Annotated in this window: 14 protein-coding genes; 7 read left to right on the top strand and 7 right to left on the bottom strand. The window is 44.4% G+C overall.

Annotation, left to right across the window (positions count from 1 at the left end; translation table 11 throughout):
- Positions 1–104: 104 nt before the first annotated feature.
- The 4 genes from AC0VXY_RS06185 to AC0VXY_RS06170 all read left to right on the top strand — a co-directional run bounded on the left by AC0VXY_RS06185 (position 105) and on the right by AC0VXY_RS06170 (position 4,327).
- Positions 105–740, top strand: a complete 636-nt coding sequence (locus AC0VXY_RS06185) for a DUF4004 family protein (RefSeq protein WP_475527316.1) — start codon at positions 105–107, stop codon at positions 738–740.
- Between the two features lie 26 nt (positions 741–766).
- The gene (locus AC0VXY_RS06180; RefSeq protein ID WP_435992353.1) at positions 767–1,558 is read left to right on the top strand and encodes a polymer-forming cytoskeletal protein; all 792 of its coding nucleotides are present in this window, start codon (positions 767–769) and stop codon (positions 1,556–1,558) included.
- A 167-nt stretch (positions 1,559–1,725) separates the two neighbouring features.
- Positions 1,726–3,021, top strand: a complete 1,296-nt coding sequence (locus tag AC0VXY_RS06175; RefSeq protein ID WP_475527315.1) for an alkaline phosphatase family protein — start codon at positions 1,726–1,728, stop codon at positions 3,019–3,021.
- Between the two features lie 31 nt (positions 3,022–3,052).
- A complete protein-coding gene (locus AC0VXY_RS06170) occupies positions 3,053–4,327 on the top strand; it encodes an MFS transporter (protein ID WP_475527314.1) in 1,275 nt (424 codons plus the stop codon).
- A 50-nt stretch (positions 4,328–4,377) separates the two neighbouring features.
- On the opposite strand, the gene AC0VXY_RS06165 is transcribed toward AC0VXY_RS06170, so the two are convergent.
- The 5 genes from AC0VXY_RS06165 to AC0VXY_RS06145 all read right to left on the bottom strand — a co-directional run bounded on the left by AC0VXY_RS06165 (position 4,378) and on the right by AC0VXY_RS06145 (position 7,588).
- Complete coding sequence (locus AC0VXY_RS06165) at positions 4,378–5,013, bottom strand: FMN-dependent NADH-azoreductase (protein ID WP_475527313.1); 636 nt, start codon at positions 5,011–5,013, stop codon at positions 4,378–4,380.
- Positions 5,014–5,132: 119 nt separating this feature from the next.
- Positions 5,133–5,276, bottom strand: coding sequence for a hypothetical protein (locus AC0VXY_RS06160; protein ID WP_179886594.1), 144 nt, complete (start codon positions 5,274–5,276; stop codon positions 5,133–5,135).
- Positions 5,277–5,382: 106 nt separating this feature from the next.
- The gene (locus AC0VXY_RS06155) at positions 5,383–5,919 is read right to left on the bottom strand and encodes a DUF3189 family protein (RefSeq protein WP_475527312.1); all 537 of its coding nucleotides are present in this window, start codon (positions 5,917–5,919) and stop codon (positions 5,383–5,385) included.
- A 126-nt stretch (positions 5,920–6,045) separates the two neighbouring features.
- Entirely contained in the window at positions 6,046–6,567 is a 522-nt protein-coding gene (locus tag AC0VXY_RS06150; RefSeq protein ID WP_475527311.1) for a ferritin, read from the bottom strand.
- An 82-nt stretch (positions 6,568–6,649) separates the two neighbouring features.
- Entirely contained in the window at positions 6,650–7,588 is a 939-nt protein-coding gene (locus AC0VXY_RS06145) for a DMT family transporter (RefSeq protein WP_475527310.1), read from the bottom strand.
- Between the two features lie 187 nt (positions 7,589–7,775).
- Here AC0VXY_RS06145 and AC0VXY_RS06140 point away from each other — a divergent pair, with 187 nt between their 5' ends.
- Together AC0VXY_RS06140 and AC0VXY_RS06135 are read left to right on the top strand one after the other, a co-directional pair.
- The gene (locus AC0VXY_RS06140; RefSeq protein WP_435992367.1) at positions 7,776–8,114 is read left to right on the top strand and encodes an ASCH domain-containing protein; all 339 of its coding nucleotides are present in this window, start codon (positions 7,776–7,778) and stop codon (positions 8,112–8,114) included.
- Positions 8,115–8,133: 19 nt separating this feature from the next.
- Entirely contained in the window at positions 8,134–8,571 is a 438-nt protein-coding gene (locus tag AC0VXY_RS06135; RefSeq protein WP_475527826.1) for a hypothetical protein, read from the top strand.
- A gap of 74 nt (positions 8,572–8,645) precedes the next feature.
- Here the strand turns inward: AC0VXY_RS06135 and AC0VXY_RS06130 are convergent, their stop codons facing one another.
- The gene (locus tag AC0VXY_RS06130; RefSeq protein WP_475527309.1) at positions 8,646–9,053 is read right to left on the bottom strand and encodes a potassium channel family protein; all 408 of its coding nucleotides are present in this window, start codon (positions 9,051–9,053) and stop codon (positions 8,646–8,648) included.
- 361 nt (positions 9,054–9,414) lie between these two features.
- On the opposite strand from AC0VXY_RS06130, the gene AC0VXY_RS06125 reads away from it, so the two are divergent.
- Positions 9,415–10,143 (top strand): TerC family protein, encoded by a 729-nt coding sequence (locus AC0VXY_RS06125; RefSeq protein WP_435992372.1) that lies wholly within the window; start codon positions 9,415–9,417, stop codon positions 10,141–10,143.
- Between the two features lie 116 nt (positions 10,144–10,259).
- Here AC0VXY_RS06125 and AC0VXY_RS06120 read toward each other — a convergent pair whose 3' ends face one another.
- On the bottom strand, positions 10,260–11,306 hold the full coding sequence (locus AC0VXY_RS06120) for an NAD(P)/FAD-dependent oxidoreductase (RefSeq protein ID WP_475527308.1): 1,047 nt from the start codon (positions 11,304–11,306) through the stop codon (positions 10,260–10,262).
- Positions 11,307–11,431: the final 125 nt, after the last annotated feature.

The following is an 11,431-nucleotide window of genomic DNA, read 5'->3' as shown; positions in this document are numbered from 1 at the left end:
TTTTTAAAATTTTTCCATTTCTCTCTTTACTGCGTAACATTGTTCTGTTAAACTAAATCTACAGTAACGTAACAATGTTTTGTTGCGAAAAGAGGTGAACCCTCATGGAAACAGATCTTATTTCTAAAAAGGAAGTACTGGAACTGACCGGAATATCCTACGGACAGCTTTACCGTTGGAAACGAAAGAATATCATCCCTGAAGGCTGGTTCATCAAGAAATCCAGCTACACCGGTCAGGAAACGTTCTTTCCAAGGGAAAAGATGCTTGCACGGATCGATACAATCAAAGAAATGAAAGATGATTACTCCCTGGATGAGCTCTCGGATTTCTTTTCACCCAATCCCACAAGGATCGAAGTCAGTGAAAAAGAGCTATCGTCCCACAACATCCTTTCAGATCACACCATGGCTTTTTGTACATCGCTATTACCAGTAAAGAACGCTTACGAATTCAAGGATATCTTAAATATGATGATTATCGAAAAGTGCCACAGGTTAGAAATCCCTAAAGAAGCTCAGCAAACCCTTTATCTTTTTCTTCATGAAAAGTTTACACCACTGAAAGAATCTTCCCTTGAACTGATCGGTATCCAAAAAGGTGAGGCGCATATGTGGATGCTCCTGCCCCTCCCTTCAGATTTCCTGGTCGACCATACGACTCAAGTCGTGGCGAGATTCGATTTACAACAAATGACGGAAGAATTGAAAATCACGTTAACGAATACGAAGGGGATCTGACGTCCCTTTAATTGGAGGAGAAATGCATGAATACAGTGGAAAAGAAAAAGCTTCATGACTTGAAGATCAGCGGGTCCGGAACATCCGGCGGCGGCCAATTTGATGAAGTAAAGATCAGTGGAAGCGGAAAAATCGCAGGTGATATTGACTGCCATGAAATGAGAATATCGGGTTCAGGCACCGTTGCAGGTGATGTAAGAGCAGGCTTGATCAAAACAAGCGGCTCTTCCTCCATCGAAGGAGATACGAAAGCCGAAACGATTACAACAAGCGGGAGTTCCAAATATGAAGGGTCCGTTATGGCATCCGAAATGACGATAAGTGGATCCAGTAAGGTGAACCGGGATCTTATCGTCGAAAAATTCAAGGTGAGCGGATCATGCAAGGTAGGCGGAAAAATCCAGGGCGGATTGATCAGAGCGAGCGGATCTTTAACGGTTGGAGAGGATTGTGAAGTCGAAACCTTCTCATCTTCAGGATCTGTGCACATCGATGGATTGCTGAACGCCGACAACGTCCAGATTGAAATCAACCATGAATCTTCCATTAAAGAAATTGGAGGCGAAAAAATTTCAGTGACTCACCACCATTCAAGCAAACTAATCAAACAGGTAGTCAACTTCTTTCTGCAAAAGGAAGATTACTTATCTTCTGAACTAATCGAAGGTGACGAAGTCTATCTTGAAAATACGAAGGCGAAACTCGTTCGCGGAAAACACGTCGTGATCAGGGAGAATTGTGAAATCGATGCGGTTGAATACTCCGGCACCCTCGATGTACACAAGGACAGCTCCATCAGAAACAAAGTGAAAATCTGATATAGCAGTGACAGGGAACGGCGCGGCCCTCCCTGTTTTTCCGATTATCCCCACACTGTTTACATCCCCTTAATCCCCACATAATTGAAATTTCATATTTTTATTCTGAATGTTCTGCTATATTAATAGGTATATAGTACAATCCTGCGAGGATATTGGAGGGCTTTATGGAACGTTTGACGGATCATCTCATCATCATCTCTTTCGATTGTTTATCTGCCTTGGACTTTCCCATCCTAAAAGAACTTCCCCACTTCAAGGAGCTGCTTGCACATGGATCTTACTGCAAAGGGGTTGAAACCATCTATCCTTCTGTCACGTATCCCTGTCACGCAACGATTGTAACCGGAAAGTACCCTAATCGTCATGGTGTGGTGAATAACACACTCCTCCAGCCTGGGAGGGAGTCACCGGACTGGCATTGGCACCGGAATTCCATCAAGAGCACTACCCTCTATGATGAGGCCAGGAAGGCGGGGATGACCACGGCGGCCCTCCTTTGGCCGGTGACAGCTAAAGCGGATATAGATTACAATATGCCGGAAATCTTCGCCAATCGACCTTGGCATAATCAAATCCTCGTTTCACTTTTGAATGGCAGTCCCCTCTTCCAACTGCAGATGAATCGTCTTTTTGGCCATATGCGCAAGGGTCTGAATCAACCTGAGCTGGATGATTTCGTCCTTGAATCGACGATTGAAACAATCAAAAGGAAACCAGACTTATTGCTTGTGCACTTTACGGACCTTGATACCAATCGGCATTACCACGGTTTTTCTTCTGAAGAAGCGCATGCTGCCCTCCGCCGCCATGATGACAGATTAGGAAGAATCATAGGAGCATTAAGGGAAAACGGAATGTATGATAAGTCGACGATTGTGGCCATAGGTGATCATAGTGCCCTCGATGAATCGAAGGCCGTCCAACTCAACATCCTTCTTAAGGAAAATGGATTCATCACTGTAAACCGCCGCGGGAAGGTGACTGACTGGAAAGCCTATTGCAAAGGGTGTGATGGTTCTGCCTATGTATACACAAAGGATCCCGTTTCGACTCAAGAAGTGAAGTCGCTTTTGGAACGGTTACAACCAGACCCTTCAAAAGGAATCGAATCCGTACTCACAGGAGAAGAAGCTGCCGGGAAAGGGGCCGATGAACACTGTGCGTTTATGCTCGAGGCCCGACTCGGCTATTATTTCAAAGATGCACTGGATGGATCCTTTATTCATACGATCACTCCGGAAGATGTGAAGGATAAGCGTTATACGTACGGCTCCCACGGCTATTCTCCGGAAAAGGAGAACTACTCCACGATCTTCATGGCGGCGGGAAAAGGAATTCGTCCTCACCTCGAGATTCCTTCCATGGGTCTCATTGATGAAGGACCGACATTTGCTAGATTGCTCGGACTCACCTTAGAAGATATTGACGGAAAAACGATTGAAGAAGTATTGGATATCTAAAGAAGATTCTGTTTCCTTAGGGGGAAAAACCATGAAACGTTTTTCAAAAGAAGAAAGTAGCTGGATTTTTTATGATTGGGCCAATTCAGCGTATTCCATCATCATATCTACCGCCGTCTTTCCGCTCTTCTATAAAGCGGCCGCTACAAATGCAGGTGTCAGTGCCGCTAATTCAACGGCCTATTTAGGATACACCATTGCCATTGCGACCTTCATCCTGGCCATGATCGGCCCCATACTTGGTACCATCGCCGATTATGAGGGATATAAGAAGAAGTTCTTTACCTTCTTTTTTGCACTGGGTGTGACATTCACCCTCCTCCTCGCTTTCGTCCCAAGTGATCAATGGCTGCTCCTTTTAGTCTTTTATACAGTTGCAGCAGTCGGCTCAGCCGGTTCGAACGTCTTCTATGATGCCTTTCTGACCGATGTTACGACGGAAGAACGAATGAACCGTGTATCGTCCCGGGGATTCGGATTAGGGTATATCGGAAGCACAATCCCGTTCATCTTAAGCATCGCCATTATCATCTTATCCCAGAATGGGACCCTTCCCATCTCCGTCACCGTCGCCAGTAAGATTGCCTTTGTGATTACCGCTTTATGGTGGGGTCTCTTCTCTATACCGCTATTAAAGAATGTACATCAGCGCTACTTCATCCAACGGGAAAAAAGCCCGGTCGCGAACAGCTTCAAACGTCTTGGCAAAACGATGAAAGAAGTCAGGAAATACCGTGCCCTATTTCTATTCCTGCTTGCTTACTTCTTTTATATTGACGGGGTCGGCACCATCATTACGATGTCCACGGCGTACGGATCGGATCTTGGGATCACCTCCACCAACCTTTTGATCATTCTATTTGTGACCCAGGTGGTGGCTGGACCTTTTGCGATCCTATACGGAAGACTCGCCGAACGATTTACGGGGAAAAAGATGCTGTATGTGGGAATCTCCGTGTATATCATCGTTTGTATATACGCCTATTTCTTAGAAACAACCATGGACTTCTGGATCCTCGCCATGCTCGTCGCTTCCTCCCAAGGAGGCATCCAGGCACTGAGCAGGGCTTATTTTGCAAAGCTGATACCGAAGAAAAATGCCAACGAATTCTTTGGATTTTACAATATTTTCGGTAAGTTTGCATCGATTCTCGGTCCCTTATTAGTTGCAGTCACCGCGCAAATGACCGGTGCGTCCAGCAGTGGTGTCTTCAGTCTGGTCATCCTCTTTATCATCGGGATCGTGATACTTGCTTTCGTACCAGAACCGACAGAGGCCGACGTAGAGAAGTCAGCCATCTTATAAAGAAGAAAGAGCCTGAACGCTTAGGTTCAGGCTCTTTCTTAAGCATTTCATTAGAAACTATGTGCTGCATCTTTCGCACGGCCAATCGCATCTTCCTTGATCTCCTGTGCTTTATCCGGCATCGCCGCATGTCCCTCTATAAATACACCCTCAAAGGAAGGTACACCGAAAAATTGCATGATAAGACTTAAATAACGATGCCCCATTTCCATGCCTGCTGCCGGTCCTTCAGAGTAAATACCGCCCCGGGCCTGGATATGTATCGCTTTCTTGTCGGTCAATAATCCAACCGGCCCCTGTTCCGTATACTTGAATGATTTCCCTGCCACTGCCACGGAATCGATATATGCTTTCATCACCGGTGGAAATGAAAAATTCCAGAAAGGAGTAACAAATACGTATTTATCAGCCCCGATAAACTGATCGGATAGTTCATTCAAGCGGTTTACCTTCTTCTGCTCTTCCATGGAAAGCTCCTCAAACCCTTTACCTGATTGGAGCTTTCCCCATCCGCTGAAAACATCCGCATCGATATGAGGAATATGCTCCCGGTATAAATCGAGGTGAATCACCTCATCATCCCCGTTCACTTCCTTATACGTATCCATAAAAGCTTTCGCGACCGCCATGCTATACGATTGGGTATCGTCATGGGGATGCGCGGTGATATATAATACTTTTGCCATACATCATCCATCCTTTCTTCTATTAACTCACAATCGTATTTTGTGAAGATATGGATGGAATTATCCTTTTTTAAACGGTGTAAAAAAGAAATGCTGCCCTTTAGGACAGCACTCGATGCTTACTCTTCTTCACCTGGTACTTCAAACGGGTTTCCACCGATATTTTTTCTCATTTCGTCTGTTAGTTCAAATGGAGTGTTTTCTTGTGTTTCCCCTGCTGCGAAATGGTGACTGCCATCAAAGTGAAATGGTTTACCTTCCAATGCGGACACCTCCGTTTTACTGTAGTATGACCATTATGTACAGGTCCATTCTGTTCTCCAAGAAACAAACCTTTTACCCAGTAGTATTTACTTATTATAATATGCTTTACTTCCAGAATATATCCTTTTTCCCCATTTTATATTGATATTTTTTATTTTCTAATACAACGACCTGTTCAGGGGATGTTGTTGCCACACGCTTTGTTTCCTCCACGAGATGTTGAATGAGGCCATGACATTGCTTCGCCCCTTTCACAAGGAGGGGCACGCCGATCCAATCGATCCCCAGTTCCCTCGAGAAGAACCCTCCCGCTGTCATCGTTGGCGGGACGGTTGGCGAAGTATTGGAAATGATGATCTTTTCCTTTTGTCCATATCGATTCAGCAAAATGCCACTTAAATCTGTTAAGGCAGGTACCACATACTTGGAATTCCTTCGTGCAATCGTATAAACTGGGTTATCTTTTTCGTCCATTCCATGATAAAAAATATGTCCCGTGTCTTTTTTCGTAAGCTGGTTAAAATAAGGAACCGAAAGGATCTCCTTCTTCATTAACTCCCCCGGTTTCAATAATTGCAAGTGATAAGCTGCAGCCAAGGACGTGGTATGAGTACCACCGAAATCGTTGTAAATATAAATCATCTGATCACCTAAAAGAGATTCGTTTTCTTCAGTATGAACGGTTGGGGCGGAGAGTATCCCTTTTCATTTTAATTCAATAAAAAAAACCTGCTCCCAAGAATGGGAAGGCAGGAATTCACTGTTGAATCAACCACCCGCAGGAGCGGGACCGGCTGCAGGTGCTGCTGTACGCTGACCAAGTTCCTGGTCCAGTACCAATAGAGCGGCGGGATTATTTCCGGCGAGTTTTAACCGATCAACAATCGTTAGCGCCTGAGCTTCTTCATCAATCTGTTCTCTCAGAAATTCCTGAATGATGACAGCAGTCTGTTGATCAATTTGTGCGGCATAATTGTATGCTTGTTGATAGGAGTTTGTAACGAATTGCTCATGCTCCAGCACTTTTTGAAACGTTTGAAGAGGGGTGCCATACTCTTTGGGTTGGGCAGGAAGCTGCTGAATATCCACCATTCCCCCCCTGTCTGTCACATAGTCGATAAGCTTCAACATATGTGTTCGCTCCTCATCCGACTGTAGTCTCAGCCAACTTGCCATCCCTGTATAATTCTGATTCGCCATATAGGCAGACATCGCAAGATAAAGGGTAGTCGACACATGCTCGATTCCGATTAAATTATTCACCAGCTTTTGAATTTGCTCATTAAGCATTCCGTTCCTCCTCAAAATGTATTGACCATTTTATTTTATTGAAGGAACCTTAAAATTATGATGGATAAAAAAACAGAACCATCTATACTTGATGTTTCCGTTTTCCATCCAGGAAACGTTTTTGTTTTCTTTTCACCACAAATTCTTCCAGGGTTCCTGAACCACATACGACTCCAAGGACGATGAACACCAGTCCGACCAGGTGAAAGATTGTCACGGTTTCACCAAGAAAAATCGCCGCTCCCAGAAGTGAGAAAAAGGTATTAAGGTTCAGGAAAATCGATGTTTCTGCAGCCCCTATTTTTCCAATCGAATGATTGTAGATCATATGTCCAACTGCTGTCGCCAATATGGCCGAGGCAAAAAACAACACCCAGATTGAGACCGGCGCATCACCTAATTGTTTCAGCCCTCCCGGCTCGGTAATCAGGCTGATGACAAACAGGACGACAGAACCGAACACAAGCATGTATCCCGTCAATAAACGGGGATCCAACGTCTTCGCGGCATGGCTTATGATGATGAAGCTCAATGCCTGAGAAAAAATGGAGATAAAAATGAACAAATCTCCCATCTTCAGTCCACCGATTCCTTCCCCTCCCGACAATACAATGATCGTCACACCGACACTGCCTGAAAGAAACCCGATGATTTTAATCACGGTCGGCCGGTTCCTGAGGATGATCGTCGCCATTAGAGCCGTTAATAATGGCCCTGTTCCAAGGATCAGTCCACCGTTTGTAGACGACGTTCCCGTTAACCCGACGGATAAGAAATAATGGTGACTGACTACATTTACCAGACCACCGGTAATGATGAACAGGAATTCCTTTGCTGTCGGCTTCCTGATTTTTCCCATAAGACCGAGGAGAATAAATACTGTGACACCTGCTGTAAAAATGCGAAGCGATGTGATCGTGACAGGTGTAAATTCGCTTACAAGCGTTTTTAACGCCGGTACATTAAAGCCCCATATGAGCATGATGAACACAAGGATGATATACGTTTGCCATTTTTTCAATGCTTCGGAGCCTTCTTTCTACGTCGGATATTTCATCCAATCATAGCACCTGAAAGCAATTCCGACTAGAGATAGAAATTCTTTTTAGGAAACGAAAAGAACGGTTTAGAAAGCGCCAAAGATAGACCCAGATATTCTCCCCGACCCAAGACTATGCTATAGTATAGGTCGAAAGGGGTTTTTAAATATGACAAATCAGGAAATGCCACCAAAAACATGTACCATCGAGCGTTTAGTCACAAATGCGGAAGACGTTGAAAAAGTGCTTCAAGGAACGAAAACGGCAACCCGCCGAAATGGAAGATACGCAGATGTCGGGGAAATCATGGAGCTTCAAGGAAAGAAATACATAGTGAACAGCGTCTATTCCCAGTCATTAGGCGAACTGACAGACGATCACGCAAAGCAAGAAGGATATCAATCAGTGGAGGATTATAAAAATGCCATCCTCTCCTTTCATCCAGGAATGCCGTGGCACCCCGGCATGAAAGTATGGGTCCACGAATTTAGTTTAGTGACAGAATAGAGCACTTCACATGGAGCAACTGCTATATAAAACATTGATCTATCTTCATGTCATAAGTGTCGTGGCTTCCATCGGGCCATTTTTCTTACTTCTCGTGACGATGAAAAAATTACGGACCGCGTCTCCGGCCATCCTGCCTTCGTACCTGGATACATTCCGCTACACCGTGCAGCTTTCCAAGCATTCAGGACACTTCCTTGTGGGAACGGGGATTCTCCTCGTTCTTCTTGGACCATGGACATGGACGACACCGTGGATCATCATGACCCTCGTCATCATGTTCTGCTCTCTCTTCTTTTTGGCACGGGCATTTTCGCCGACTCTGCGGAAATTCGGAGAGGTAGATGCGGATAGGGAAAAGCTTGTTGGAAAGTTACATCGGACCGTTTGGACTTATCTCATTCTCCTGTTGGCTATGCTGTGGTTTATGGTGGTGAAACCGGGGATGTGGATGTAAAGTACGTGTACCAGGTACAATCGGGATTGATTGTACCTGGTACACGCTTTTTTATATGATTCGGGTTCTCGGGCTTACTCATTCCCTTTATTACCCTTCGAATCCAATACCTTCATAAAGTAGGCCGTCGGAAGTAACAGTCCGATCGCCGCTTCAAGCAGCGCGAAGAATCTGAGATGCCCCGTCGGGATATAATCCCCGTAACCGACAGACAGGATCGTCACCCCGCTATAGTAGAGGTAGTTAAGGAATGTGTGCTCCACCGGCTTCCCACTCGGCGAGCTTACCCTGAGCATCGGATTGCCAAATGACAGGGCATAATAGACTACAGCAAATGCCATCATGATACTGAAAAGTACAAAGAACAGCTTTAAAAAAAGCGCTGTGCTGAAATAGCTGTACTTAAAATGCTTATCCTTAAAGAAATAAATTAAGTTGACCAAAATAAATAGAATGGCTCCTAAGGTAACGATTGTTGCCAAAACGTGTGAATCCTCCTCTAGTAAATGTGGTATGTTTCATTTACCACGTTCGGTTTGTTTAAAACTCATGACTTCAAATTCTTATCCGTATCCTTACCCTTATCCCTATCCACAACCTTACCCCCAATCATAATGAAACCGAAAATCCCCGATTCCATTCAGGAGTCGGGGATTCCTTGGTGATAGCACATTAGCTGAATATGCATTAATGTCACATTCTCTCTATTAACCATGAAATTCCTCCCATGGAATAGAGTTAACGGCCAACGTGAATGCTGGAAGTTTTTCTATTAAAAAAATGTGGTATAATAGATTAGTTAGCAAATTATTCATAGATTCGTATACACAAGGAGGAAGCAATATGGATTTCTTATTTCCACTTGGACTTGCCATCTCTACCGGTGCAATCATTGCCCTTTTAAAAATCATAGCCATCGATATCATTTTATCTGGAGATAATGCGATTGTCATTGCAATGGCAACGAGGAGATTACCCAAAGACCTTCAGAACAAAGCCATTTTCTGGGGCACGGCGGGTGCCGTCATCCTGCGTATTTTCTTTGCTGCCATCATCGTCTATTTACTTCAGATTCCTTATGTGCATCTCATAGGAGGAGTCCTGTTACTATGGATTGCCTACCAGGTGCTCGTTGAAGATGAAGAGGAAGCCAATATCAAATCACACACCGGACTTAGACAGGCCATTATGACCATCATTATCGCAGATGCTGCCATGAGTCTTGATAATGTCGTTGCTGTTGCAGGTGCCGCTCATGGACATATCGGTATGATCGCCCTCGGCGTCTTCATTTCGATCCCGATCATGATATTCGGCTCGAAAGCCATTGTGAAAATCCTTGAAAGATTCCGCTGGATCGCTTACCTTGGGGCTGGGATCCTTGCCTACACAGCAGGGGAAATGATCGTGTCGGATGAGAAGTTCCTGGATCTGATCAACCTTCATCACGGAACCATTACCACCATCATCACAATCGGCTTAATGATTCTGGTCCTGCTCTTAGGCTACCTTGCCAACAAGCGTACCAAATCAAACAGCCAAAGAAAAAACGTCGAACAATACCACGCATAACAAAGAAAGATGCTTACCTCGGTAAGCATCTTTCTTTGTGAGGGACGGACCTCACTTTCAAGCACTGAAACCTTGTTAAATAAGGAATAACCCCTGTGAAAAGAAGGTCCGTCCCTCTATTTCATCATCTGCTTCACCAGCTCTTTATTCCTTTTTTTGAATACTTCGTTATGGGATGATACCATGGCGAATTCATTTGCGTCGGGTTGAATGAATTGCTTGGCTTTGTTGACCGCGTTTGCTGCATCTTGAAATGCACCTGCTATCAGGTTCACTTTTCCTTCATGTTTCAGGATATCTCCTGCTGCATATAGCCCTTCTAGTGATGATTCGCTCGTAGTCGTGCCTGCAATATAATATTGATCGATCATCTCGATTTCGAGTGAACTATTCTTAAGTAAGGATGTATCGATTTCATATCCATGATTGATGATTACTTCATCGATCGACAGATAGGATACTTCATTTGTTTGGTGATTGATTAACTGTACCCTTTCAATTGAATCATGGTCGGATCCCGCAATTAGCTTAGAAATGGACGTGTTCAACAGGCAAGTGGCTGTACTGTTCATGAGCTGTGCACATTGTGCTTCGTGTCCTTTGAGGGCATCCTTGCGATAGGCAATGTAGACCTTCTCAGCCACCGGCTCCAGTTCATTGGCCCAGTCAATTGCGGAATTCCCTCCACCTGAAATGATGACGGTCTTTCCTTTGAATCGTTTCAAGGATTTCACAGTGTAGTTTAAATTGGAAACTTCAAAACGTTCTGCCCCTTCGATGTCAAGCTTTTGCGGATTGATGATCCCACTTCCCACAGCGACGATGACCGTTTTTGAGTAATGTTTTTCACCGGAAGAGCCTTCCAGAATAAAGATTCCCTCTTCGTTACGTGTAATCGTTTCAACTTTTTCATTCAGAACGACAGTCGGATCGAATGTCAATCCCTGTTGAACAAGTTGCTCGATCAGTTTTGCTCCCGGAACTGGTATAAGCCCTCCTACATCCCAGATCATCTTCTCAGGATATACATGTATCTTTCCGCCTAAACTTGGCTGAAATTCAATGATCTTTGTTTTCATTTCTCTAAGACCGCTATAAAAGGCTGAGTAAAGGCCAGCCGGCCCTCCCCCGATGACCGTCACATCGAATAGTTCTTTCTCCATTTCCGCTCACTCCTTGAGTAACCAAACTATAATTGATTATCATTCTCAATTACATCCTATCTCTTTTTCATTCACTTGACAACCAAATTTTCTGTTGACATTGGGAAAAAAGGATTATAGTATTG

It is taken from the genome of Rossellomorea sp. QJM3NY_18 (assembly GCF_056173145.1).
The sequence above is the reverse complement of the archived record's forward strand: the minus strand, read 5'-3'. Positions and strand labels throughout refer to the sequence as shown.

Bases quoted from the DNA above. Each gene is read 5' to 3' on its own strand.
- AC0VXY_RS06120 (WP_475527308.1), bottom strand. From the start codon at position 11,306: ATGGAGAAAGAACTATTCGATGTGACGGTCATCGGGGGAGGGCCGGCT.
- AC0VXY_RS06150 (WP_475527311.1), bottom strand. From the start codon at position 6,567: ATGCTTAATGAGCAAATTCAAAAGCTGGTGAATAATTTAATCGGAATC.
- AC0VXY_RS06185 (WP_475527316.1), top strand. From the start codon at position 105: ATGGAAACAGATCTTATTTCTAAAAAGGAAGTACTGGAACTGACCGGA.
- AC0VXY_RS06140 (WP_435992367.1), top strand. From the start codon at position 7,776: ATGACAAATCAGGAAATGCCACCAAAAACATGTACCATCGAGCGTTTA.
- AC0VXY_RS06125 (WP_435992372.1), top strand. From the start codon at position 9,415: ATGGATTTCTTATTTCCACTTGGACTTGCCATCTCTACCGGTGCAATC.
- AC0VXY_RS06165 (WP_475527313.1), bottom strand. From the start codon at position 5,013: ATGGCAAAAGTATTATATATCACCGCGCATCCCCATGACGATACCCAA.
- AC0VXY_RS06180 (WP_435992353.1), top strand. From the start codon at position 767: ATGAATACAGTGGAAAAGAAAAAGCTTCATGACTTGAAGATCAGCGGG.
- AC0VXY_RS06175 (WP_475527315.1), top strand. From the start codon at position 1,726: ATGGAACGTTTGACGGATCATCTCATCATCATCTCTTTCGATTGTTTA.
- AC0VXY_RS06155 (WP_475527312.1), bottom strand. From the start codon at position 5,919: ATGATTTATATTTACAACGATTTCGGTGGTACTCATACCACGTCCTTG.
- AC0VXY_RS06170 (WP_475527314.1), top strand. From the start codon at position 3,053: ATGAAACGTTTTTCAAAAGAAGAAAGTAGCTGGATTTTTTATGATTGG.